At 72.8% G+C, this 22002-nt stretch carries 26 protein-coding genes; 11 read left to right on the forward strand and 15 right to left on the reverse strand.

Going from position 1 to position 22002, the window contains the following annotated elements; genetic code table 11:
• From ACTXG6_RS44175 to ACTXG6_RS44190, 4 genes are read right to left on the reverse strand one after another with little or no spacing between them, the layout of a single operon-like run.
• Complete coding sequence (locus ACTXG6_RS44175; protein WP_445185254.1) at positions 1–954, reverse strand: NAD(P)-dependent oxidoreductase; 954 nt, start codon at positions 952–954, stop codon at positions 1–3.
• Between the two features lie 8 nt (positions 955–962).
• Positions 963–2051, reverse strand: a complete 1089-nt coding sequence (locus ACTXG6_RS44180; RefSeq protein WP_445185255.1) for a shikimate dehydrogenase family protein — start codon at positions 2049–2051, stop codon at positions 963–965.
• A gap of 1 nt (position 2052) precedes the next feature.
• Positions 2053–2712 carry a bifunctional 4-hydroxy-2-oxoglutarate aldolase/2-dehydro-3-deoxy-phosphogluconate aldolase gene (eda, locus tag ACTXG6_RS44185; RefSeq protein ID WP_445185256.1) on the reverse strand — a complete coding sequence of 220 codons (660 nt, stop codon included), beginning with the start codon at positions 2710–2712 and terminating at the stop codon, positions 2053–2055.
• A complete protein-coding gene (locus ACTXG6_RS44190; protein ID WP_445185257.1) occupies positions 2709–3323 on the reverse strand; it encodes a glucose-6-phosphate isomerase family protein in 615 nt (204 codons plus the stop codon). Before ACTXG6_RS44190 ends, eda begins: the two co-directional genes overlap by 4 nt.
• A gap of 283 nt (positions 3324–3606) precedes the next feature.
• On the opposite strand from ACTXG6_RS44190, the gene ACTXG6_RS44195 reads away from it, so the two are divergent.
• The 3 genes from ACTXG6_RS44195 to ACTXG6_RS44205 all read left to right on the forward strand — a co-directional run bounded on the left by ACTXG6_RS44195 (position 3607) and on the right by ACTXG6_RS44205 (position 6898).
• Entirely contained in the window at positions 3607–4335 is a 729-nt protein-coding gene (locus ACTXG6_RS44195) for an SDR family NAD(P)-dependent oxidoreductase (RefSeq protein ID WP_445185258.1), read from the forward strand.
• An 86-nt stretch (positions 4336–4421) separates the two neighbouring features.
• Entirely contained in the window at positions 4422–5921 is a 1500-nt protein-coding gene (gene xylB / locus ACTXG6_RS44200) for a xylulokinase (RefSeq protein WP_445185259.1), read from the forward strand.
• Positions 5918–6898, forward strand: a complete 981-nt coding sequence (locus ACTXG6_RS44205) for a phosphotriesterase family protein (RefSeq protein ID WP_445185260.1) — start codon at positions 5918–5920, stop codon at positions 6896–6898. The genes xylB and ACTXG6_RS44205 overlap by 4 nt, the downstream gene beginning before the upstream one ends.
• 8 nt (positions 6899–6906) lie before the next feature.
• Here ACTXG6_RS44205 and ACTXG6_RS44210 read toward each other — a convergent pair whose 3' ends face one another.
• The 6 genes from ACTXG6_RS44210 to ACTXG6_RS44235 all read right to left on the reverse strand — a co-directional run bounded on the left by ACTXG6_RS44210 (position 6907) and on the right by ACTXG6_RS44235 (position 11264).
• Complete coding sequence (locus ACTXG6_RS44210; protein WP_445185261.1) at positions 6907–7740, reverse strand: GntR family transcriptional regulator; 834 nt, start codon at positions 7738–7740, stop codon at positions 6907–6909.
• Between the two features lie 121 nt (positions 7741–7861).
• A complete protein-coding gene (locus ACTXG6_RS44215; protein ID WP_445185262.1) occupies positions 7862–8878 on the reverse strand; it encodes a zinc-dependent alcohol dehydrogenase family protein in 1017 nt (338 codons plus the stop codon).
• Between the two features lie 58 nt (positions 8879–8936).
• Positions 8937–9233 (reverse strand): non-oxidative hydroxyarylic acid decarboxylases subunit D, encoded by a 297-nt coding sequence (locus ACTXG6_RS44220; protein WP_445185263.1) that lies wholly within the window; start codon positions 9231–9233, stop codon positions 8937–8939.
• Positions 9226–10338 carry a UbiD family decarboxylase gene (locus ACTXG6_RS44225; protein ID WP_445190281.1) on the reverse strand — a complete coding sequence of 371 codons (1113 nt, stop codon included), beginning with the start codon at positions 10336–10338 and terminating at the stop codon, positions 9226–9228. The genes ACTXG6_RS44220 and ACTXG6_RS44225 overlap by 8 nt, the downstream gene beginning before the upstream one ends.
• A gap of 18 nt (positions 10339–10356) precedes the next feature.
• The gene (locus ACTXG6_RS44230; RefSeq protein ID WP_445185264.1) at positions 10357–10680 is read right to left on the reverse strand and encodes a hypothetical protein; all 324 of its coding nucleotides are present in this window, start codon (positions 10678–10680) and stop codon (positions 10357–10359) included.
• Positions 10680–11264: a non-oxidative hydroxyarylic acid decarboxylases subunit B gene (locus tag ACTXG6_RS44235; protein ID WP_445185265.1), complete on the reverse strand. Its 585-nt coding sequence runs from the start codon at positions 11262–11264 to the stop codon at positions 10680–10682. Before ACTXG6_RS44235 ends, ACTXG6_RS44230 begins: the two co-directional genes overlap by 1 nt.
• A 71-nt stretch (positions 11265–11335) precedes the next feature.
• Between ACTXG6_RS44235 and ACTXG6_RS44240 the strand changes: the two genes are divergently transcribed.
• The gene (locus ACTXG6_RS44240) at positions 11336–11782 is read left to right on the forward strand and encodes a MarR family winged helix-turn-helix transcriptional regulator (RefSeq protein WP_445185266.1); all 447 of its coding nucleotides are present in this window, start codon (positions 11336–11338) and stop codon (positions 11780–11782) included.
• Positions 11783–11857: 75 nt separating this feature from the next.
• The gene (locus tag ACTXG6_RS44245; protein ID WP_445185267.1) at positions 11858–12817 is read left to right on the forward strand and encodes an alpha/beta fold hydrolase; all 960 of its coding nucleotides are present in this window, start codon (positions 11858–11860) and stop codon (positions 12815–12817) included.
• Positions 12818–12907: 90 nt separating this feature from the next.
• Here the strand turns inward: ACTXG6_RS44245 and ACTXG6_RS44250 are convergent, their stop codons facing one another.
• Positions 12908–13618 carry a helix-turn-helix domain-containing protein gene (locus ACTXG6_RS44250; RefSeq protein WP_445185268.1) on the reverse strand — a complete coding sequence of 237 codons (711 nt, stop codon included), beginning with the start codon at positions 13616–13618 and terminating at the stop codon, positions 12908–12910.
• 133 nt (positions 13619–13751) lie between these two features.
• Here ACTXG6_RS44250 and ACTXG6_RS44255 point away from each other — a divergent pair, with 133 nt between their 5' ends.
• Both ACTXG6_RS44255 and ACTXG6_RS44260 read left to right on the forward strand, forming a co-directional pair.
• Positions 13752–14108, forward strand: coding sequence for a diol dehydratase reactivase ATPase-like domain-containing protein (locus ACTXG6_RS44255; protein WP_445185269.1), 357 nt, complete (start codon positions 13752–13754; stop codon positions 14106–14108).
• Positions 14105–14512: a glycerol dehydratase reactivase beta/small subunit family protein gene (locus tag ACTXG6_RS44260; protein ID WP_445185270.1), complete on the forward strand. Its 408-nt coding sequence runs from the start codon at positions 14105–14107 to the stop codon at positions 14510–14512. Before ACTXG6_RS44255 ends, ACTXG6_RS44260 begins: the two co-directional genes overlap by 4 nt.
• 76 nt (positions 14513–14588) lie before the next feature.
• Here ACTXG6_RS44260 and ACTXG6_RS44265 read toward each other — a convergent pair whose 3' ends face one another.
• Both ACTXG6_RS44265 and ACTXG6_RS44270 read right to left on the reverse strand, forming a co-directional pair.
• Entirely contained in the window at positions 14589–15428 is an 840-nt protein-coding gene (locus ACTXG6_RS44265; RefSeq protein WP_445185271.1) for an alpha/beta fold hydrolase, read from the reverse strand.
• 9 nt (positions 15429–15437) lie between these two features.
• Positions 15438–16715 carry an LLM class flavin-dependent oxidoreductase gene (locus ACTXG6_RS44270; protein WP_445185272.1) on the reverse strand — a complete coding sequence of 426 codons (1278 nt, stop codon included), beginning with the start codon at positions 16713–16715 and terminating at the stop codon, positions 15438–15440.
• A 396-nt stretch (positions 16716–17111) separates the two neighbouring features.
• Here ACTXG6_RS44270 and ACTXG6_RS44275 point away from each other — a divergent pair, with 396 nt between their 5' ends.
• The gene (locus ACTXG6_RS44275) at positions 17112–17852 is read left to right on the forward strand and encodes an enoyl-CoA hydratase/isomerase family protein (RefSeq protein ID WP_445185273.1); all 741 of its coding nucleotides are present in this window, start codon (positions 17112–17114) and stop codon (positions 17850–17852) included.
• A gap of 141 nt (positions 17853–17993) precedes the next feature.
• Here the strand turns inward: ACTXG6_RS44275 and ACTXG6_RS44280 are convergent, their stop codons facing one another.
• Complete coding sequence (locus ACTXG6_RS44280; RefSeq protein ID WP_445185274.1) at positions 17994–18623, reverse strand: MFS transporter; 630 nt, start codon at positions 18621–18623, stop codon at positions 17994–17996.
• 41 nt (positions 18624–18664) lie between these two features.
• On the opposite strand from ACTXG6_RS44280, the gene ACTXG6_RS44285 reads away from it, so the two are divergent.
• From ACTXG6_RS44285 to ACTXG6_RS44295, 3 genes are all read left to right on the forward strand, one after another.
• Entirely contained in the window at positions 18665–18847 is a 183-nt protein-coding gene (locus tag ACTXG6_RS44285; protein WP_445185275.1) for a hypothetical protein, read from the forward strand.
• A gap of 68 nt (positions 18848–18915) precedes the next feature.
• Positions 18916–20097, forward strand: a complete 1182-nt coding sequence (locus ACTXG6_RS44290; RefSeq protein ID WP_445185276.1) for a permease — start codon at positions 18916–18918, stop codon at positions 20095–20097.
• Positions 20094–20822 (forward strand): TIGR03943 family putative permease subunit, encoded by a 729-nt coding sequence (locus tag ACTXG6_RS44295; RefSeq protein ID WP_445185277.1) that lies wholly within the window; start codon positions 20094–20096, stop codon positions 20820–20822. The genes ACTXG6_RS44290 and ACTXG6_RS44295 overlap by 4 nt, the downstream gene beginning before the upstream one ends.
• A gap of 81 nt (positions 20823–20903) precedes the next feature.
• Here ACTXG6_RS44295 and ACTXG6_RS44300 read toward each other — a convergent pair whose 3' ends face one another.
• The gene (locus ACTXG6_RS44300; RefSeq protein ID WP_445185278.1) at positions 20904–21992 is read right to left on the reverse strand and encodes a PHP domain-containing protein; all 1089 of its coding nucleotides are present in this window, start codon (positions 21990–21992) and stop codon (positions 20904–20906) included.
• Positions 21993–22002: the final 10 nt, after the last annotated feature.

Consider the following 22002-nt stretch of genomic DNA (forward strand, 5'->3'; position numbering starts at 1 on the left):
TCATTCCTCACAGCCGGTGTCCAGCACGGTGAGCAGGTTGTGCACGGCCTGCTCGGTGGACCGGCGCACGCTCGCGCCGGTGTACCCGCCCAGGTGCGGGGTGGCGATCACCCGCTCGTGCCGCAGCAGGTCGGTGAGCTCCGGGGGTTCGGCGTCGAAGGCGTCCACCGCGTAGGCGGTGAGGCCTCCGGAGTTCAGCGCGGCGAGCACCGCGTCGTCGTCGACCAGCGCGGACCGCGAGGTGTTCACCAGCACCGCGCCCGGCGCCACGGTGCGCAGCCGCGCCGCGTCCAACAGCGGTCGACCGTCCGGCGGGGGCGGCGCGTGCAGCGTCACCACGTCCGCGCCGGCCAACAGCTCGTCCATGCCGACCGCGCGGACCAGCGAGCCCTCGGCCGGCGCCACGGCCGGGTCGTAGCCCAGCACCTCGGCGCCCAGCGCGGCGAACAGCTCGGCCACCTCGGCACCCACCGCGCCGAGACCCACCACGCCGACCCGGCACTCGGCCAACTCGCGGCCCGGCCAGCGCCGCCAGCCCCCGGCGCGCACGGCGGCCGCCGACCAGGGCAGCTGGCGGAGTGCGCCGAGCACCAGCGCCACGGTCAGCTCGGCCACCCCCCTGGCGTTCGCGCCGACCGCCCGCTCCACCCGGATACCGGCCCTGCTGGCGGCGGCCAGGTCCACCGCGTCCACCCCGGTGCCGTTGCGGCTGATCACCCGCAGGTCGGTGGCCGCGTCCAGCACGTCGGCACCGATCTTCTCCACGCCGGCCAGCCAGCCGACGCAGCCGGGCACCAGCTCGAGCAGCTCCGACTCCGCCGGCAGCCGCCCTGCCGGCCCGGTGACCAGCTCGAAGCCGGCCTCACGCAACGGGTCCAGCTCGGGGATGGCGGACAACCCGGCCTGGGTCAGCGACCGGGGGGTGATCAGCACCCGGGGCATCGGCAGCGCCATCGCACAGGTCACCGCCGGGCCGCCGAGGCGATGGTGCCGAGCTCGTCGAAGCGCGGGCCGGCGGTCGGGATGACCACGTCGAACACCTCGGCGATGACCTGGGTCCAGCCGTGCAGGAAGTACACCCAGCCGTCCTCCAGGTGCACGCCCTGCGCCCGTGCCTGGTCCAGGAACACCAGATCGCCCCGGTAGTTCAGGTCCCAGGCCACCGCGTCGGCGGGGAACCGCGCGGCGTCGGTCAGCGGCGACCCCGGGGCGTCCTTGCCCAGCCCGGTGGCGTTGACCACCAGTGAGCCGGCGGCCAACCCGGCCAGCACGGCGTCGTTGTCCCCCGGTCCGGGCGTGTACACGGTGCGCACCTCGACGTCGGTGCCCAGCTCGGCATGCACCCGGCTCAGCGTGTCCAGCCGGCCGACGCCCCGGTTGGACACCACGATCCGGCTCGGCCGGTCCGCGCCGCGCTCCGGGCGGGTGAGGTACCAGCTGATCGCGATGGCCGACCCGCCCGCGCCCATCAGGAAGGCCTCGGCACCGGTCCGCGCCCAGTACCCGGGCGGCAGGAACGCGTCGATGGCCAGCCCGGAGGAGATCGGGTCCTTGGCGTGCGCGACCAGCCGGCCGCCCCGCTTGGACAGCGAGCTGACCTCGCCCATCAGCCTCGCCAGCGGGTCGATCTCGTCGAACAGGTCCTGGCAGGCCAGGTACAGGTCGATCTTGTGCGTGGTGACCAGGGCGCCCACGCTGAGCGGGTCGGCCGCGATGAACTCCACCACCCGGCGGTAGTCGGCGGCCGGCGCGTGCGGCGGCAGGTCGATTCCGACCAGTGGCACGTCACCGAGACCCAGCGCGTCGGCCCAGCGCGGGAACACCGTGCGGATGGACGAGCGCCCCGTGGTGACGCCGATGAAGTACATGGTCGGGCGCCGCGCCGGTTGCGGCAGTTCACCCGGCGCCGGGTCCAGCGCCGTGTGATCCGGCGCAGTGTGGTCGGGCGCAGTGTGGTCGGGCGCAGTGTGATCGGGCGCAGTGTGATCCGGCGCCGTGTGGTCGGGCGCCGTGTGGTCCAGCACCGACCGGTCCAGGCCGTGGGCGTCCACCTCAGCGCCCCCCACCGTTGACGGCGGCGGCCGTGCGCAGTTCGACCACCGCCCTGGCGCGCTCGGCGATCAGCTCCCAACGCCCGGCCGAGATGTCCGCGCGCGGCGCGATCCAGGTGCCGCCGACGGCGAACACGCCCGGCCGGGCCAGGTACTCGGCGGCGTTGCCGGGGCCGACCCCGCCGGTGGGCATGAAGCGCACGCCGGCCGGTCCGAACGGCGCCTCCAACGCGGCCAGCGCGGGCACGCCGCCACTGACGCCGGCCGGGAAGAACTTGACGTGCCGGGCGCCGGCGGCCAGGCAGCCGGTCACCTCGCTCGGGGTGACCGCTCCCGGGATGAACGGCAGGCCGACTTCCTCGGCGGCGTCCAGGCAGGCGGCGCTGAACCCCGGCGCGACGCCGAACCGGGCACCGGCCGCCTCGGCGGTGGTGACCATCTCCGGGGTGAGCAGGGTGCCCGCGCCGAGCAGGAAGTCGGGCAGCTCGGCGGCGATCGCGGCCACCGCGCGCTCGGCCGCCGGGGTGCGGAAGGTGACCTCCAGGACGGGCAGACCCGCCTCGGCCAGCGCGCGGGCCAGCGGCACCGCACGGGCCACGTCCTCGATCTCTACGACCGGTACCACGGCGAGGGCCTCGATCCGACCGAACAGCTCGGTCATGCCGCCACCGCCCGGTAGCCGAGGTGGTCGGGGTTTGCCCGGGTGGTCCAGCCGCCTGCCCCGTCGTCGACGACGAGCTGGGCCATCCCGCCGGCGGCGCCGATGATCTCGTAGTTCTGGCCGGCGTCCTCCGGGTAGCAGAACAGCGTCACCAGCGGCACGTCACCGACGTTCACGCTGCGGTGCACCCAGTGTCCCGGCACGTGCACCGCGGCGCCCGGGGTCAGCGGCACCGCGCGGCCGCGGCCGTCCAGCGCCTCCATCAGCAGTACCCCGGACCCGCTGAGGCAGTGGTAGAGCTCGGCGCGGTCCGGCTTGCGGTGCAGGTGACCCCGGGTGACCGCGAACTCGTCGCCGTAGCGGCCGGGCAGCAACGTGCTGGTACCGATGACCAACGCACCGGCACCGACGCCGGACCGGTGCTCCTGCACCCGGTAGACCAGGTGCTCCGTGCCGTGCTGGGCCGTCGCCGCGGCCAGTGCCGCCGAGTCCCGGTACACGCCGGTCATCTCGCCGAGCCGCTTGTCGTACCCGCTGGTGCGACCGCCCAGCGAGCCGTCCAGGCCGACGAGCAACGCGCCGGGCTCGGGAATGGACGGAACTGCCGCCATCAAGAGATCCCCCACTTGTAGTGCTACTACAGACAGGTACTTCCACGCCGTCATTATTAGTGCCCTGGATCACTGAGTTCACCCGCTGGACAAGTGATCTTCGCTCTTTCTTGCGCTTTCGTGTCGCAGTGAGCTAGTAGTACTACATCAGAACGGGCTGGCGCCAGCCCTGGCGTCAGGCCAGGGTTGGGACACGGGACGGCGACGCGGGGCCGACAGCGCCGGGCAGGCACCATGAGCTGCCCGGGGCACAGGCCCCACTGAGAACCTGGGGGTCGGCGCGATGACGCGCTTCCAAGGACGACGGATCGCCCTGACCGGTGCCACCGGCGGAATCGGCCTGGTGATCTGCGCCAGCCTCGCCGAACAGGGCGCCGAGGTGTACGGGCTCGACCTGCGCGGGCTGGACCGGCTGCCCGCCGGTGTGCGCGGCATCGCCACCGACCTCACCTCGGAGGAGTCGGTGGCGGCCGCGGTCACCGCGTTGTACGCCGACGACGACCGCCCCGTCGACCTGGTGACCTGCGCCGGCATCGTCGAGGACAACGTGGCGGCGGAGGACATGTCGCTGGCCCAGTTCGACGCGGTGCTCGAGGTGAACCTGCGCGGGGTGTTCCTGACCTGCCGGGAGTTCGGCCGCGAGCTTCTCGCCAGGGGCGGCGGCGCGATCGTCAACGTGGCGTCCATGTCCGGCAACGCGGTGGTCAACCACCCGCAGCGCCAGTGCGCCTACAACACCTCCAAGGCCGGGGTCAGCGCGCTCACCCGGTCGCTGGCCGTGGAGTGGGGCCCGCGCGGGGTGCGGATCAACGCCGTCTCCCCCGGTTACGTGAACACCCCGCTGAACAGCCTGAAGACCGAGATGCACGGGCAGTGGCTGGCGGAGACCGTGCTGGGCCGGTTCGGTACCCCGCTGGAGATCTCCCGGGCGGTGGAGTACCTGCTCGGCGAGGACGCCGCGTTCTGCTGCGGCACGGAGCTGCTGATCGACGGCGGCTTCTCGCTGCGCTGAGCCCCGCCGCTGAGCCCTGCCGATCCCCGCCGACCCAGCTGAGCCGCACCGAGCCGACCACCCGAGCGACCGAGGAGCGCCGCCAAGTGATCATCTCCCACGATCTCGGCACCACCGGGGACAAGGCGACGCTGGTGGACGCCGACGGCGCGGTGGTGGCCAGCACCACCGCCGGCTACCCGGTCGACTTCGGGCCCCGGGGCAAGGCCGAGCAGGACGCCGAGGCCTGGTGGGACGCGGTGTGCACGGCCACCCGGGCGCTGCTGGAGCAGGTACCGGGCGCCGCGGCGCAGGTCGCCGGCGTGTCGTTCTCCGGGCAGATGATGGGCGCGGTGCTGGTGGACGGCGCCGGTGACCCGGTCCGGCCGGCGATCATCTGGGCGGACACCCGCTCCACCGCGCAGACCGACCAGCTCATCGACCGGATCGGCATGGACGCCGGCTACCGGATCACCGGCCACCGGCTGAACCCCACCTACTCGCTGACCAAGGTGATGTGGGTGCGGCACACCGAGCCGGAGGTCTTCGCCAGGGCCCGGCACCTGCTGCTGGCCAAGGACTTCATCGTGCACCGGCTCACCGGCACGGTGGTCACCGACCCGTCCGACGCGAGCAGCACCAACGCCTACGACCAGGCCGCCGCCGGCTGGTCCGGCGAGCTGATCGAGGCCGCCGGGCTGGACCGGGCGCTGTTCCCCGAGGTGGTCGCGTCCACCACGGTGGTGGGCAAGGTGAGCGCCGCGGCGGCGGCCCGGACCGGGCTGAGCGAGGGCACCCCGGTGGTGCTGGGCGGCGGGGACGGGCCGATGGGCGCCCTCGGCGCCGGGATCGTCGACGCGGCCGACGGCGCCTACGCCTATCTGGGCTCGTCGTCCTGGGTGTCGCTGGCCGCCGATGCGCCGCTGCACGACCCGCTGATGCGCACCATGAGCTTCAACCACGTGGTCCCCGGCCGCTACGTGCCGACGGCGACGATGCAGGCCGGCGGCGCGTCGCTGCAGTGGATCATGGAGACGCTGGCACCCGGCGACGAGACCAGCTACCAGCGGCTGCTCGCCGGGGTCGCCGAGGTGCCGGCGGCGCAGGACGGGCTGTACTTCCTGCCGCACCTGCTCGGCGAGCGCTCGCCGTACTGGAACCCGAGGGCCCGCGCCGTGTTCGCCGGCCTGGCCCGCCACCACGGCCCCGAGCACCTGACCAGGGCGGTGGTCGAGGGGGTGGCGTTCAACCTCTACACCGGGCTGCTCGCCTTCCGGGAGACCGGCGCCGGACACCGCGCGGCCATCCAGCGGATCGACGCGATCGGCGGCGCGGCCAACTCCGAGCCGCTGCTGCGCATCTTCGCCGACCTGTGGGGCATCCCGGTGTGGCGGCGCAACCTGGTCGACGAAGCCACCGCGCTGGGTGCCGCCGTGGTGGGCGGCGTCGGCGTCGGGATGTTCGACGGCTTCGACATCGCAAGGCGGATGTCGCGCCGCACCCTGGAGTGCCGACCGGACGAGTCGGCGCATCGGCGCTACCTGGGCGAGTACGAGCTGTTCATGGACGCCTACCGGCGCCTCGAGCCGTGGTTCGACCGGCTGTGAGCGAACTTCCGGGCACTGCGGCGGGGACGACGGTCCGCACCGTGCTCGGGGACGTACCGGCCGCGAGCCTGGGCCGCTGCGACTACCACGAGCACCTGTTCCAGGTATCCCCGCTGCTGCCCGGTGACGAGCTCGACGACGAGGCGGCCAGCGGGGCCGAGGCGGCCACCCTGCGCGTGGCCGGGATCGCCGCGATGGTCGAGGCCACCCCCACCGGGCTGGGCCGCCGGCCGGCCGAGGTGGCCCGGATCAGCGCGGCCACCGGCCTCACCGTGGTGCACGTGACCGGAGGTCACCGCCGTGAGCACTACCCGCCGGGGCACTGGCTGCCCGAGGCCACCGAGGCGAGCCTGACCGACCGCTTCACCGCCGACGTGCTGGCGGGGCTGCCGGCGCGCGACACCGAGCGGCGCGGCGAGCCGGCCCGTGCCCCGGACGGGGAACCGGTGCGCGCCGGGATGGTCAAGGCCGGCGTCGGCTACTGGCGGATCGACCCGTTCGAGCGCCGGGTACTGGCCGCCGCGGCCGCCTCGGCCGGACGCACCGGAGCGCCGGTGATGGTGCACCTGGAACACGGGTCGGCGGCCTGGGAGGTGCTCGCCGCGCTCGCCGGCGGCGGACTGCCGGCCGACCGAGTGGTGCTCGCGCACGCCGACCGCAACCCCGACCCCGGGCTGCACGCCGAGCTCACCCGGGCCGGCGCCTACCTCGGCTACGACGGTATGGCCCGGCACCGGGACGCGCCCGACTCGGCGATCCTGGACTGCCTGGAACGGGTCGCGGCGACCGGTGACCCGGCCCGGCTCGTGCTCGGCGGCGACGTGGCACGCCGGTCCCGGTACCGGGCCTACGGCGGTCTGCCCGGGCTGGACTACCTGCCGGTGCGTTTCCTGCCCCGGGTGCTGGCCAGGCTCGGCGCCGAGGTCACCGACCTGCTGCTGGCGGCCAACCCGGCGCGGCTGCTCAGCCTGCGGTGACGGGCGGCTCAGCTCGCGTTGAGTCCGTCCGGCGGTTGCTCCTCGCCACCGGTCACGATCATCGAGGGGCGCACCGGGTGCGCGTTGGCCTCGCGCACCAGGTCGACCTCGAAGCGGCTGCGGTCACCGCGGTGGTAGGCGACGAAGCTCTCCACCGGCCGGTCCTGGGCGTCCACGCTGAGGCTGCGCAGGGTCAGCACGGCGGCCCCGGCGGGCACGTCCAGCGCGTCGGCCAGCACCTGCCCGGCCAGGGTGGCCTCCACCGAGCGGCGACCCCGGACCAGTACGACCCCGTACCGGCTCTCCATCAGCGCGTAGAGCGACTGGTTGGTCAGGTCCTCGAACTCCAGACCGGGCACCAGGTCGTGCGGCAGGTGCGTCACCGTCAGCACCCAGGGCAGCTCCTCGACGAAACGCAGCCGCTCCAGCAGCACCACCGGGGTGTCCGGCTCGATGCGCAGCTCCTGGGCGATGTGGCTGTCCGCCGGCACCACCCGCAGCGTGCGCACCTCGCTGCGCAGGTGCCCGCCCCGGGCCGCGACGTCCTCGAACAGGCCGGTGAGGGACTGGACCAGGCCCTGCGCCGTCTTGGGCTGGGCGACGAAGGTGCCCTTGCCCTTGACCCGCTCGATGACGCCCTCGAACTCCAGCTCGGTCAGCGCCTGGCGGACCACGGTGCGGGACACGTCGTAGGTTTCGCAGAGCGCATGGTCGCCGGGCAGCAGGTCGCCGGGGTTCAGCCCGCGCCGGCTGATCTCCCGCACCAGCAGCTGCTTGAGCTGGTGGTAGTAGGGCAGCGGCGAGGAGCGGTCGATGCGCCCACCGGTCGAACTCGTGAGCATCGCCCTCCCTTTCCTCGAACCGGACTCTCCTGAACCGGGCTGTTCTGAACTGGGCTGTCCTGAGCCGGGCCGTCCTGGTCCGGGAGCCGGCCAGCCCGAGCGACGTGGAAACACTGGCACCCTACGGTTGCATCACTGCCTTGATACAGGCGCTGTCCGCGAGTGCGGCCAACGCCGCGCCGTAGTCGTCCAGCCCGAACCGGTGGGTGACGATCCCCTCGGTGCGCACCCGGCCGCCGCGCAGCGCCGCGATCGCCCGGTCGAAACTGTAGGCCTGGGAGAACGAGCCCTTGAGCACCAGCTCCCTGCGGAAGATCTCGTACGGCGACACCGTTAGCTCGGCGGCCTCCTCGGTCATGCCGTAGACGAACACCGTGCCGCCGTCGCGGGTCAGCTCGACGCAGCGGCTCAGCACGGCGACCGTGCCGGTCGCGTCGACCACCACGTCGAAACCCTCCGGCGCCAGCTCGCGCAGCCGCTGGATGGAGGCGCCGGGGTCGGCGCGGTCGATCTGCACGATCTCGTCGGCGCCGTGCCGCTTGGCCACCTCGAGCTTGAACGCGGTGGGCGCGGCCACCGTCACCCGGGACGCGCCGACGTAGCGCAGCAGCTGGGCCAGCACGAGCCCGGTGGGGCCGGCGCCGAAGACCAGCACGTCGCTGCCCGGGCGCAGCTCGAGCAGGTCCAGCCCGTGCATGACGCAGGCGGTCGGCTCGGCCAGCACGGCGACCTCGGGCGCCAGGTCGTCCACCGGGTGGCACTTGCCGGCGGGGGCGACGATGTACTGGGCGAAGCCGCCCGGCACGTTCACCCCCTGCATGACCGCCGAGGCGCAGTACTGCGGCCGGGCGCGACGGCAGCTCGTGCACATGCCGCAGGCCTGCATGTTGTCCAGGCACACGCGCTGGCCGGCGCGCACCTCGGTGACACCCTCGCCGACCTCGTCGACCTCGCCGACGATCTCGTGCCCGGGGGTGAGCGGGTACACCGGGTCGAACTCGCCCTGGTGCAGGTGCCCGTCGGTGCCGCAGACGCCGGCCAGCACGATGCGCAGCCGTACCTCACCGGGGCCGGCGTGGGGCTCCGCGACCTCCTTGACCGTGAAGCTCCTCGGCTGGTCGTACACGACGGCCTTCATCCAGGACTCCTCATCGACGAGCAACGCTGCTACTCGACGGCAGCCTAGCGGCTTGTAGCTACAGGATGCCAGGAAGCTGCGAGCGCTCCGGAACCGCCGGGACCTCCGACGCGCTGTCGATGTCCGACGCGACCAGCCGGAACTGACCGGGGTAATGCGCCCGGGAGCTGTTCAGGGGCGGCTCGGAGGAGCGCCAGGAGTACGAACAACGCCGGCACGCCCAGACTACCCAGGCGTCCGGCACCGGCGAGACGGCCAATCGCGCCAACCCCGGCGCGGCGCAGCGTGGGCACTCGGCGGGGTCCGGAACGGTTGGCTCAGCACCGGCCCGCTCAGCACCGGCCCGCTCAGCCACGGGTCGCTCCGTTCGCCCGGTCGCTCAACATCGCGGTGAGCCGGCGCACCCACTCGCCGGTCTCCGGCCGGTCGGTCACCGGCTGGTCGAAGTGGCCCCTGGCGTCCGGGGGGACCGGCGTGGTGGCGTCGATGACCAGCTTGTCGGTGATCCCCGGCGGGCTCGCACTCGGATCCAGCGCCACCACCGGCATGTTCGGCAGCTGGACCAGGTCGCCGGCCGGGTTGACCTTGGTGGACAGCGCCCACATCACCTGCGGCAGGTTGAACGGGTCGACGTCCTCGTCCACCATGATCACGATCTTGCAGTAGCCGAGTCCGTGCGGGGTGGTCAGCGCGCGCAGCCCGACCGAACGCGCGAAACCGCCGTAGCGCCGCCGGGTGGAGATGATCGCCAGCAGGCCGTGCGTGTACATCGCGTTCACCGCCTGCACCTCGGGGAACTCCGCCCGCAGCTGATGCAGCAGCGGGACGCAGGTGGCCGGCCCGACCAGGTAGTCGATCTCGGTCCACGGTTTGCCGAGGTAGAGCGACTCGAAGATCGGGTCACGCCGGTAGGACACCCGGTCGATCTCGATCAGCGGCATCTTCCGACCGCCCGAGTAGTGCCCGGTGAACTCGCCGAACGGTCCCTCGAACTCCCGGCGCCCGCCGAGCACCCGCCCCTCCAGCAGCACCTCGCAGCCCCACGGCACGTCCAGCCCGGTCTCCGGGCCCACCGCCAGCGGGACCGGCTCACCGCGCAGCGCGCCGGCCATCTCGTACTCGGACTCGTCGTACTTCAGCGACATGCCGGCCGCGATCGTCACCAGCGGGTCGTTGCCCAGCGCGATCGCCACCGGGAGGTCCTGCCCGTCAGCCTCCGCAACGGTCAGCTGCAGGGCGATGTCGTGCATCGGCACCGGCTGCAGCCCGATCGTGCGCGGTCCCTTGACCTGCAGCCGGTAGATGCCCACGTTCTGCTTGGCGAAGTTCTCCGGGTCGGCCGGATCCCGGGAGATCACCGCCGCCTTGTCCAGGAAGAAGCTGCCGTCACCCACGTTCAGCCGGAACAGCGGCAGCACGTCGAACAGGTTGACCCGCGCCCCCCGCACCGCGTGCTCCAGGAACGGCGGCGCGTCCCGCTACACCGGTTTGACCGGGAACTGGGCGCACCGGCGGGCGAACTCGGCGACCTGGTCCCGCACCGAGGTGGCCGGGTCAAGGCCGAGCGCCAGCGCGTGGTTGCGCCAGGAGCCGTGCACGTTCAGCGCGACCCGTGCCGGGGTGGCGGGGCTGAAGCCGGCGATGTTGTCGAAGTAGAGCGCGGGCGCGGTGTCGCCGAGCCGGGCCGCCGCCGCGGCCGCCGCACCCAGGTCGGGCTCCGCCGCCACCTGCTCGGAGATCCGCAGCAGCTGGCCCGAGTCGTCCAGCGCGGCCAGGAACTGCCGCAGGTCGTCGAATGCCATCAGCGGGCATCTCCGCTCACGCGGTCGAGACCGGTCCACCGGCGGGCCCCCGGGGCGGGCAGGTCCAGCTGGTCGAGCACCCGGCTCACGATGTGCTCGACGATGTCCAAGACGCCGTCCGGCTTGTTGTAGAAGGCCGGCACCGGGGGCAGCACCACGGCGCCCATCCGGGTCAGCGCCAGCATGTTCTCCAGGTGGATCTCCGACAGCGGCGTCTCCCGGGCCACCAGCACCAACTTCCGCCGCTCCTTCAGCGTGACGTCGGCGGCGCGGCCGATCAGGCCGTCCGCGTAGCCCACCCGGATACCGGCCAGCGTCTTCATGCTGCATGGGATGACGACCATGCCGTCGGTGCGGAACGAGCCGGACGAGATGGCCGCGTACTGGTCGTTGGGCCGGTACACGTGATCGGCCAGCTCGGCCACCTCGGAGACCGCGAGCGTGGTTTCGAGGGAGATCGTGGAGCGCGCCCAGGTGCTGAGCACGAGGTGCGTCTCCACCTCCGGCATGTCGCGCAGGACCTCGAGCAGCCGGACGCCCAGCACCGCCCCGGTCGCGCCGGTCATCGCCACCACCAACCTCATGACCCACCCCCTGTCAGCTCCTGTGAATTAGTTCGTCTACGAACGGTATGCCTACAAACTAGCATGGGTGCATGGACCCTCGCATCGCCAGCTCGCCGCGGGACTCGGTGTTCCACCTGCTGCGGGTCGTCCTGCAGGAGCACGGCACCCGGTGGGCCGAACGCCTCACCGAGCCCGGCGTGCGCGACGTCACCAAGCCGCAGTACGCGATCCTGCGCGCGGTCGCGGCCAACCCCGGGCTCGACCAGGCCGCCGCGGGCCAGTTCACCGGGACCGACAAGGCGACGGTGACCGCGATGCTGGACCGGCTGCAGCGGCGCGGGCTGCTCACCCGGGACGTGCACCCCGACGACCGGCGGCGCCGCCAACTGCACCTGACACCGCGCGGCGAGGAGCTGCTCGCGGCCATGACGCCGACGGTGGACCACCTCAACGAGGAGCTGCTCAGCCGCCTCAGCGACGTCGAGCGCGGTCAGCTGACCGCCCTGCTCACCAAGCTCGCCGGCCAGCCGACCTGAACCGGTCGTCGGCGCGACCACCAGAGGTCGCGGCACCGTAGCCCGGGGTTGTCCGGCGCTGGGTAGGGTCGGGTTGTGACAGAGATCAATCACCGGTTTGTCCAGGTAAACGGGCTGCGGATGCGGGTGGCCGAGGCCGGCACCGGTCCGCTCGTGGTGCTACTGCACGGTTTCCCGGAGTGCTGGTACTCGTGGCGACACCAGCTGCGGGCGCTCGCCGATGCGGGCTTCCACGCGGTCGCGCCGAACCAGCGCGGGTACCCGGGCACGGACAGCCCGCCGGCCGTCGCGGACTACACGATGATGCACCTGGTCGGAGACGTCGTCGGGCTGATCGGCGCGTTCGGCGAGCAGAGCGCGACAGTGATCGGGCACGACTGGGGCGCCCCGGTGGCCTGGCACACCGCCCTGCTGCGCCCGGACCTCGTGCGCGGCGTGGCCGGGCTCAGCGTGCCGTTCACCGCGCGCACCCCGGTGCCCACCCTGACGGCGGCGCGCGGCCGCTTCGGCGACACCTACTACCAGCTCTACTTCCAGCAGCCGGGCGTGGAGAAGGACTTCGAGTCCGACCTGACCGAGTCGTTCCGGCGCGTCCTGTTCGGCATCTCCGGCGACAACCCCCAGGTGCGCCGGCTGGTGGTCCCGGAGGGCGAGCGCTTCGCCGAGAGCTGGCTCAGCCCGACCGAGCTGCCCGGCTGGCTGACCGAGGCGGACATCGACACCTACGCGGGCGAGTTCGCCGAGTCCGGCTTCTCCGGCCCGCTGAACTGGTACCGCAACATCGACCGCAACTGGGCGCTCAGCGCACCGTGGGAGGGCGCCCGGATCAGCCCGCCGGCACTGTTCCTCGGCGGGGACCGCGACCCGGTGATCGCCTGGTACGACACCTCGACGCTGGAGGAGTACCTGCGCACCCTGCTGCCGAACCTGCGCCACTTCGAGCTCGTGGCCGGCGCCGGGCACTGGATCCAGCAGGAACGCCCCGAGATCACCAACGCCGCCCTGGTCGACTTCGCCGCGGCCACGTCCCGATAGCCCGTGAGTGGTGAGCGGTCCTACCGGACCACTCGCCACTCACGATCTCTGGTCTGCACAGACGTCGACCCCTACCGACACGCGGGGCCCTCAGCGCCGGGCGGGGCCGAGTCCCCAGTCCCGCCGCAACCGTGCCCGCCGGAACAGCACCGGGCCCAGCCGAGGGTCGCCCGGCGGGAGCAGCTCGACCAACCGCTCGTGCACCTCCAGGTCGCCGGCCGCCAACGGGTCGCCGGCGAACGCGTGCAGCAGGTCGACGTCCTGCGCCTCCAGTACCGCCCCGCGCAGGCCGGCGGTCAGCTCGTCGCGCAGCTCGCGGATCTCCGGCTTCTCGGACCTCGGCAGCAGCGGGCCCCGGCAGGCGCGCAGCGCGTCCTCCACCCGCCCCACCCGCAGCGCCCTGCGCACCGAGCCGAAGTCGCTGTCCACGGCGGCGGCCAGCCGGTACGGCCGGGTGGTCAGCACGTCGGTACCGATCAGCGCGCGGAGCCGGTGGATCTCGCCGCGCACGGTGGCCTGGTTGCCGTCGTCCCCGTAGAGCAGCCGCCCCAGCCGCTCCCCGGTGAGCCCCTCCGGGTGCAGTGACAGCACGGTGAGCAGCTCGGCGAGCCGTAGCGTAAGCGGCAGCGACCGGCCGTTGAGCAGCATGGTCGGCGTGCCGTCGCCGAGGAAACGCAGGGACAGCGCGGCGGGCGGGCGGGTCGCGGTCGCCGCGCTGTCAGTGCGGTTCCTCGGCTCGCGCAGCAGGTAGCCCTCCGCGAGCCGCTCCACCACCATCTCGCGGCCGCCGGCCAGCACCACACTGTCGACGCCCTCGGCCAGCTCGACCCGGTCCGGCCACCACCCGTACGGCTCGCCGGCCAGCAGCCGTCCGGTGGGGGTCCGCCACGAAGACGGAACGGTTCAGTTCCATGCCGAACCATTGCCGCCCTCGGTGTTCGCCAAGGTCGTGACGCTCGGACCGGACGGCCCCGCCCCGGTGGACACCAGGCACGGCCTCGACCACGTCCGGCGGGTGCGCCGGGAGGCCAAGCGTCGGGTGTTCGCGGTCAACGCGGTGCGCGCGCTGCGCCAGGTCGCGCCGGGCGGCAACCTGCGCGCGCTGTCCTTCGTGGTGCTGCTCGGCGGTTCCGCACTGGACTTCGAGATCCCGGACCTGATCGCCGACGCGCTGGCCGGCTACGGGATCGTCTGCGGCACCGGCACCGGCACCGGCAACGTGCACGGCACGGAAGGGCCGCGCAACGCGGTTGCCTCCGGGCTGGTCGACGCCTACGCGAGGCGCCGGTGAACTCCGCCCCGATCACCTCCGCCCCGATCACCTCCGCCCCGATCGTCGCGGTGCCGCCGTCGATCGTGCTGCTGGACGCCGGCAGCGACGCCCGGCTGCTGCATGAGGTGTGCGCCGGCGCGGAGGAGGAAGGAGTGCCCGTCGACGTGGAGACCGCGGACGGCCCGGAGTCGGTCGGCGAGCTGACCTCCGGTGCCGCGACCGGGCTGGCGTACCTGGCCGCCGGCCGGTCCCGGCTCCAGGTGGGCATCGGGTTGGACCGTGCCGGCGGGGTGGCGGTGCACCACAGCACACTGCCCGAGCACGCGCCCGCGCTCACCGTAGCGAGCGGCGCCGGGCCGACCGGCTGGCGCCGGGCCGGGCGGGTCGCCGCGCGCATCGTGAAGCGCCTCCCGCTGGCCTGAGCACCCCGCACCCCCGTGAGTGGCGAGTGGTCCTATCGGACCACTCGCCACTCATGGGCTCTGACCTGCGCGAACGTCAAGCGCCCGGGAGCTCGGCGGCCGGGCGGTCCAGGAAGTCGAGCACTGCCTCCCGCACCCGCTCGGTCTGCTCCAGCTGCGGAAGGTGCCCGGCGTCCGCGACGAGCACCGTCTCGGACCGTTGCAGCAGCCCGGCGTACTCCCGCGCGTACACCGGCGACACCATTGCGTCCCGCTCCCCCCAGACCAGCAAGGTCGGCGCGGACACCCGGTGGATCCGGTGGCGCAGCCCCTTGTCCGGGATCGGCCAGATGAAGTGCAGGATGCTGGCCATCCGCTGGGCGGCCTCGAACAGTGCCCTCGGGTCGTCGGCCGGCGGGGTGAGCAGCTCGGCCAGCGGGCCGGTCGGATCCGCTAGCACCAGGCCGGGCAGCGACTCCGCCGGGATGGCGGCGAGGTCCGGGATCGGGGTGTCGTCACGCCACAGCCCGATCGCCGCGATCAGCACCAGCCGGGAGACCCGGCGCGGGCTGTTGGCGGCGAGCTCCGCGGCCACCATGCCGCCGAACGAGTGGCCCACCACCGACACGACGTCCAGCCCGAGCCCGTCCAACAGCTCGTCGTAGAACAGCACCAGTTCCCAGATCCCGCGCAGCTGCTCCAGCGCGTCGGCGTCGGCGGCGCCCGGGTGCTCCACCGCGTACACGGTGTGCCCGGCGGACAGCGCCTCCAGGAACGGGTCCCAGATCAGCCCGCCGGCGCCGTGCAGGAACAGCACCGGATCACCCCGCCCGGCCACCAGCACCCTGGCCTGGACCCGGCCGCCCAGGGCCGGCACCAGCCGCTCGGTGACGTGCGGCGGCAGCGAGGTCGCCGCGCTCATCGGCTCGGTAGTCATGATCCTCCCTCAGGCCTGGCTCGCGGCGGGTCTGGCGGACCGAGCAGTGTTGATGCTCGTTCCGCTGGCGCTCCTCTCGGCCGCACCCTTGGGCCACCACTTGTGCTCCCAGCCCTCGGCGTCCCAGATGTGCCGGATCCTCGGGATGACCTCCTCGGCGAACAGGGTGATGTTCTTCTTGGTCAGCTCGTGCGGCATCGAGCCGATCTGCAGCAGCGCGTGCAGGTTGCCCACCCGCAGCGTCTTGGCCAGCTCGATCAGCCGGTCCGCCACGGTGGCCGGGCTGCCGGCGATGATGAACCCCTCGTCGACGAGGGTCTTCCAGTTCTTCTCCAGCGCCGCGGCGGCCGCCAGGTCCCCCGGCTGGTTGGTCCGGATCGCGAACTCGGCGCTCTTGCGGGTCCGGTAGCCGGGCGCCGTCATGAAGTAGGCCGGGACATGCAGGCACTTGTTGAAGAAGTACGAGCAGTGCTCCAGGTACTCCTGCTCGGCGCGCTCGTCGGTCTCCGAGACGCAGATCAGCTGCGCGAACCCGGCCCGGAACGGGTTGCGGTCCACCCCCAGCTCGGCCATCCGGGTCCAGAACCCGTCCATCAGCTTCTTGCCGAACTTGGCACCGAAGAAGCTCAGGTAGCTGTAGGTGTAGTCGCGCCGGGCCGCCAGGTCCCAGGTCTCGACCGAGCCGCCGCCGGCCAGCCACACCGGCGGGTGCGGCTTCTGCAGCGGCTGCGGCCACGGGTTGACGTAGCGCAGCTGGTTGAACTGGCCGTTGAAGCTGAACGGGCCCTGCTGCGTCCAGGCCTTGATGATCAGTTCCTCGGCCTCCCGGAAGCGAGCCCGGGTCTGCGTCGGGGTGACCCCGTAGCAGAAGTTGACGTCCATCGAGGTGCCGACCGGGAACCCGGCGGCCAGCCGCCCCTTGGACAGCACGTCGAGCATGGCGAACTCCTCGGCCACCCGGGTGGCCGGTGAGTAGAGCGCCAGGGTGTTGCCCAGCACCATGATCGCGCTGTTGTTCGGGGTGCGGCGGGCCAGCGCGGCGGCCATCAGGTTCGGCGAAGCCATGAAGCCGTAGCCGTTCTGGTGGTGCTCGTTGACCCCGACGCCGTCGAAGCCGAGCCGGTCGGCCAGCTCCAGCTCGTCGAGGTTCCAGTCGTAGTACTGGGCGACCTTCTCCGGGTCGCAGAGCTCGGTGTTCGGCGGAGTGACCCAGATGCTCTCGTACCTGGTCTCGAAATCCGCCGGTAGGTCGCGGTACGGCATCAGGTGGAAGAAGATCGACTTCATTGTCAGCCCTCCGTAGCTCGGTCTGCCTCAGGACAGGCCGAGGCGCCGCGCCGCACCCTCGACCCCCTTGATCGCTCCGCTTGTGAGCTTGATCCAACGATGTGAACACCGTCACGCTACGCGGCGATCCGAGGCAGCAAAACCCCTTGGTTTGACCAACGAAGGACCTGCGCGGGGTTCGATACTTCCGGATGACAGGGGTTGACAGCCGACTGGCAGCGATCGGAGCGTCGAGAAACTGTGGACGATCGGACCGGCCTATCGTCAGCCGTACCTGACACTGAACGGAGCCCTTTGTTGTCCTCCCTCGAGTCCGCGGCCGGGCCCCCATCCGGAGCTTCAGCCGAGCCTTCAGCTGCTTCAGCCGAGCCTTCAGCCGCGGCGTCAGTCGATGCGGTGGGCGTTGCTGTCGAGCGGGGCGGCGCCGTGCTGCGCGTGACGCTGAACCGGCCGGCCAAGCTCAACGCACTGCGGCCGGCGGACATCCAGGCGCTGAGTGCGGCCATGGAGCTGCCCGACGGGGTGCGCGCGGTGGTGTTCGGCGGCGCGGGCGATCGGGCGTTCACAGCCGGTATGCACGTGGACAGCTTCGACGGGCTGACCCCCGACTCGGCGCGGACGTTCATCGCCGGGTTGCGCGAGATGCTGGCCGCGGTGCGGACCGCGCCGGTGGCCACCGTGTGCGTTGTGGACGGGTACTGCCTCGGCGTCGGTTTCGAGCTCGCCCTGGCCTGCGACCTGCGGGTGGTCACGACCCGGTCGTCCTTCGGGCTGCCCGAGATCAAGGTGGGCATCCCGTCGGTGGCCGACGCGGCGCTGCTGTCGCAGTTCGTCGGGTTGAGCCTGGCCAAGGAGATGATCCTGACCGGCGACCTCTACCCGGTGGACCGATTCGCCGCGAGCGGGCTGTGCAACGCGGTGGTCGAGCCGGAGCGGTTGACCGAGGCCACCGAGGAGTGGGTGGCCAAGGTCGCCGGGCACACCCCGACCGCGACAGCGTCCCAGAAACGGCTGTTCGAGGTCTGGCAGAACACCGCACTGGCCACCGGCACGGCGATCAGCGTGCAGGAGTTCGCCTCGGTGTTCGCCGCCGAGGAGACCGCCGAGCAGCTGCGCGCCTACCGCAATCGCCTCTGACCCGCGCACTGGTCACGGCGCGCCACCGCCGCCGCCTGTGCACCTGCCTTTGCGGCTCGCACAGACCTGCCGCGGGCCGCACAGAGGCCGCGGCGTCTGTGCGGCCCGCACCCGGTGTGTGCGGGCCCAGGCCGGGGACCGCTACGTGCGGCAGGCCATCGCCTCGACCGCCGACACCTCCCGGCGGGCCACCCTCGCGTCCAGCGCGCGGGAGAGCAGGCCGAGACCGAGCGCTCCGCCGACGAGGACCGCCGCCACCGCCGACGGCATCCGGAAGCCGAACCCGGCGCTGATAACCAGCCCGCCCAGCCACGGTCCGATGGTGTTGCCGACGTTGAACGCCGACGCGTTGGACGCGCTCGCCAGCGTCGGCGCCGGGCCGGCCAGCGCGAACACCCGGGCGTTCAGTGGCGTCGCCGCGACGAACACCGCGACCCCCAACACGAAGGCGCCGGCCAGCAGGACCCACGGGGCCGACGAGGCGGCGGCCACCGCGGCGAGCACCAGGACCAGCACGCCCAGGCTGAGGTAGAGCGTCGCCCAGGGATAGGCGTCGGCGAGCCGCCCGCCCAGCTGCACGCCGACCAGGCTGCCCAAGCCGTACAGCGTCAGGACGAGTGGCACCGCACCGGTGGGCAACCCGGCGACGTCGGTGACCACCGGCGCCAGGTAACTGAACATGCCCATCACACCGGCCTCGAACACCGCCGTGGTGCCGAACGCCAGCCACAGCCGGCCGCTGGTGAACGCACCCAGTGTTGTGCCGGGCATGCGGCCCGTCGGCGCCGGCGTCCCCGGGCCGGGTCGCCGTCGTGCAGCCCTGCACCGCCTCACATCAGCCGTCCGGACCCGCCGTGCTGGTCGGCCCGATCCGGGACACCGCCGACGCCGCCGAGCTCTGCCTGTGGCTGCGGGGCGGAACTCTCACCGCCGACCGACTGCCCGATCGGCTGCGCGCCTACGCCAGAACGCTGCGCCGCGCGCCGTCCAACTAGGTCACGGGTGGGGTGAACCGCGGCGACTCCGGCGAATCTGCCCCGGCGGCCCACCTCACCCTGGCAGCATGACCGCCGTGGCACCCACCACCGGCACCGCCGACAACACGAGCCCCGACAGCCCGACTGTCGCCGACCCGGTCGCGGGCACCGCCACCGACAACTCAGCCACCGACAACTCAGCCACCGGCAACTCAGCCACCGACAACTCAGCCACCGACAACTCAGCCACCGGCCCGAACAGCGCCAACCCGAACAGCGCGACCGACCGGGGCCGGCGGCCGCGGCTCACCTCGCTGCAGGTGTTCAGCGCGGTACTGATCGCGGCGCTGCTGTTCCAACGGCCGCTGGCCCAGGCGCTGGACGGCTCGACGGTGCGCATCGCGGCCACCGTGTTCGTCGCGGTCTGCGTGCAGGCGTTGCCGTTCCTGGTGCTCGGGGTGGTGTTGTCCGGACTGATCGCCGCCTACGTGTCGCCGGCCGCGCTCGGCCGACTACTGCCGAGGCGGCCCGCGCTCGCGGTGCCGGTGGCCGGGCTCGCCGGCGCGGTGCTGCCCGGCTGCGAGTGCGCATCGGTGCCGGTCGCGCGCCGGCTGATCGGGCAGGGCCTGCCGGACTCGGCCGCGCTGGCCTTCCTGCTGGCCGCCCCGGCGATCAACCCGGTGGTCCTGGTGGCCACCGCGGTGGCATTCCCGGGCGAACCGGGGATGGTGGTCGCCCGGTTCACCGGATCCCTGGCCACCGCGGTCGTGATGGGCTGGCTGTGGGCCCGGTTCGGCCGCCCGGAGTGGATCGCGGAGCGGGTCCGGCGGCGGGCGCACCCTGCCTCCGGCGGCGCGCGGTGGTGGGATTTCCTGGAGACCGCCCGGCACGACCTGGTCGCGGCAGGCGGGTTCCTGGTACTCGGCGGGCTCACCTCGGCGGTGCTCAACGTGGCGGTGCCGGTCAGTTGGGTGGAGGGCCTGGCCGGCCACCTGGTGCTGGGCATCGTGGTCATGGCACTGCTCGCGGTGCTCCTGGCGCTGTGCAGCGAGGCCGACGCGTTCGTGGCCGCCTCACTCGGCTCGCTGCCGCTGCTGCCGCGGCTGGTGTTCCTGGTGGTCGGCCCGGCGGTGGACGTCAAGCTGTTCGCCCTGCAGTCCGGCACCTTCGGGCGCGGCTTCGCGATCCGGTTCGCGCCGACCACGCTGGTTGTGGCGACGGTCTGCGGCACCGTCGCCGGCCTGCTCGCCCTGGGCGGCGCCCGGTGAGGCGGGACACCCAGAACGTGCTGCTGGTCCTGCTCGGCGGCGCGCTGATCAAGATCTCGGCCACGGAGCTGTACCTGCGCTACGTCAAACCGGCGAACAAGTGGTACCTGCTCGCCGCCGGGGTGGTCATCCTGGCGCTGGCCGCGACCAGCCTGCTGCGCGACGCATGGCTCGCCCGAGGTGGCCGACCGATGCCCGGGCACCACAGCCACGATCACGAACCGCACAGCCCGTGGCTGCTCCTACTCCCGGTGTTGGCGATCTTCCTGGTGGCCCCGCCGGCCCTCGGCGCGGACTCGGTACAGCGCGCGGCGGCCGGCAACTCGGTCACCGCGGCGGCCGGGCCGAGCAGCGGGGAGTTCGCGCCACTACCCGCCGGAGCCGCACCCGAGCTGCGGCTGTCGGACTTCGTGGCCCGCGCGGTGTGGGACCGCGCCGGCTCGCTGGCCGGGCGGGACGTGACGCTCACCGGCTTCGTGGTGCACCGGGGCGGCGCGGCCGAACTGGCCCGCCTGGTGATCACCTGCTGCGCGGCGGACGCCCGGCCGATGGTGGTCCGACTGACCGACGGTGGCGCTGCCCGGGACCTGCCGTCCGGCACTTGGCTGCGGCTGCGCGCCCGGCTGCTCCCGGGCAGCGCCACCGTGGCGGACGGGTACACGCCGAGCGTCCAGGTGCTCGACGCGGAGCCCATCCCCGAGCCGGTCGAGGCCTACGAGTACTGACAAGAACCCGGACACCGTGTGCCGAAAACCCCGACACAGGGTGCTGAAATCCCCGACTCGCGGGAGGTAGGCGGGGCGGGGTCAGTGGTTGCGGCGGGTCCAGTCGAGCAGTTGGGCGGCGGTCAGCGTGTTGAGCACCCGGTCCGGGGGCACCTCGCAGTCGGCGGCCCTGGCGCAGCCGTAGGGCAACCAGTCGAGCTGTCCGGGCGCGTGCGCGTCGGTGTCCACGGAGAACCGGCAGCCGGCGGCAACGGCCTGGCGGAGCAGCCGCTTCGGCGGGTCCAGCCGCTCCGGGCGGGAGTTCACCTCGACCGCCACCCCGTACTCGGCGCAGGCATCGAACACCGCCGCCGCGTCGAACTCCGACTCCGGGCGCTTGCGGTTGCCGGTCACCATCCGACCGGTGCAGTGCCCGAGAACGTCCACGTGCGGGTTGGCCACGGCGGTGAGCATCCGCTCGGTCATCTCCGCCGCCGGCATCCGCAGTTTCGAGTGCACCGAGGCCACGACGAGGTCCAGTGACGACAGCAGTTCTTCGGACTGGTCCAGCGCGCCGTCGTCCAGGATGTCCACCTCGATCCCGGTCAGGATGAGGAACGGGGCCAGCCGGGTGTTCAGCTCGGCCACCACGGTCAGCTGCCGGCGCAGCCGCTCGGCGGACAGTCCGTTGGCCACGGTCAGCCGGGGCGAGTGGTCGGTCAGTACCAGGTACTCGTGACCGAGGTCGCGGGCGGTCAGCGCCATCTCCTCGATCGGCGAGCCGCCGTCGGACCAGTCGGAGTGGGTGTGGCAGTCACCGCGCAACGCCGCCCGCAGCGCCGCGCCGTCCCCCACCAGCTCGGGAATCGCCGGGATCGTCGACGCCCCGGAGCGGGAACCAGAACCGGAACCGCCACCCGACGCCGAGCCCGACACCGCCTCCGCCTCCAGCTCGCGCAGGTACTCCGGCTCCTCGCCGGCCAGTGACTGCAGCACGCAGCGCGCCGTGGTGTCGCCGACACCCTTGAGCTTGGTCAGCCCTCGTCCCTTGGCCAGGCTGTCCAGGTCGTCCCGGCCGGACAGCACCGCGGCCGCGGTGCGGAACGCGCGCACCCGGTAGGTCGAGGAGTGCGACCGCTCCAGCAGGAACGCGATGCGCCGCAGGTCGACGACCGGGTCACGGGTGGCCACCGACCCATGA

The sequence above is a fragment of the Pseudonocardia sp. Cha107L01 genome, from assembly GCF_052566575.1.

Excerpts from the sequence above, each read along its gene's own strand:
- ACTXG6_RS44210 (WP_445185261.1), bottom strand. The coding sequence starts at position 7,740 with ATGCTCACGAGTTCGACCGGTGGGCGCATCGACCGCTCCTCGCCGCTG.
- ACTXG6_RS44235 (WP_445185265.1), bottom strand. The coding sequence starts at position 11,264 with ATGAGGTTGGTGGTGGCGATGACCGGCGCGACCGGGGCGGTGCTGGGC.
- ACTXG6_RS44215 (WP_445185262.1), bottom strand. The coding sequence starts at position 8,878 with ATGAAGGCCGTCGTGTACGACCAGCCGAGGAGCTTCACGGTCAAGGAG.
- ACTXG6_RS44290 (WP_445185276.1), top strand. The coding sequence starts at position 18,916 with ATGACCGCCGTGGCACCCACCACCGGCACCGCCGACAACACGAGCCCC.
- ACTXG6_RS44240 (WP_445185266.1), top strand. The coding sequence starts at position 11,336 with ATGGACCCTCGCATCGCCAGCTCGCCGCGGGACTCGGTGTTCCACCTG.
- ACTXG6_RS44265 (WP_445185271.1), bottom strand. The coding sequence starts at position 15,428 with ATGACTACCGAGCCGATGAGCGCGGCGACCTCGCTGCCGCCGCACGTC.
- ACTXG6_RS44190 (WP_445185257.1), bottom strand. The coding sequence starts at position 3,323 with ATGGCGGCAGTTCCGTCCATTCCCGAGCCCGGCGCGTTGCTCGTCGGC.
- ACTXG6_RS44280 (WP_445185274.1), bottom strand. The coding sequence starts at position 18,623 with ATGCCCGGCACAACACTGGGTGCGTTCACCAGCGGCCGGCTGTGGCTG.
- ACTXG6_RS44175 (WP_445185254.1), bottom strand. The coding sequence starts at position 954 with ATGGCGCTGCCGATGCCCCGGGTGCTGATCACCCCCCGGTCGCTGACC.
- eda (WP_445185256.1), bottom strand. The coding sequence starts at position 2,712 with ATGACCGAGCTGTTCGGTCGGATCGAGGCCCTCGCCGTGGTACCGGTC.
- ACTXG6_RS44230 (WP_445185264.1), bottom strand. The coding sequence starts at position 10,680 with ATGGCATTCGACGACCTGCGGCAGTTCCTGGCCGCGCTGGACGACTCG.
- ACTXG6_RS44195 (WP_445185258.1), top strand. The coding sequence starts at position 3,607 with ATGACGCGCTTCCAAGGACGACGGATCGCCCTGACCGGTGCCACCGGC.
- ACTXG6_RS44270 (WP_445185272.1), bottom strand. The coding sequence starts at position 16,715 with ATGAAGTCGATCTTCTTCCACCTGATGCCGTACCGCGACCTACCGGCG.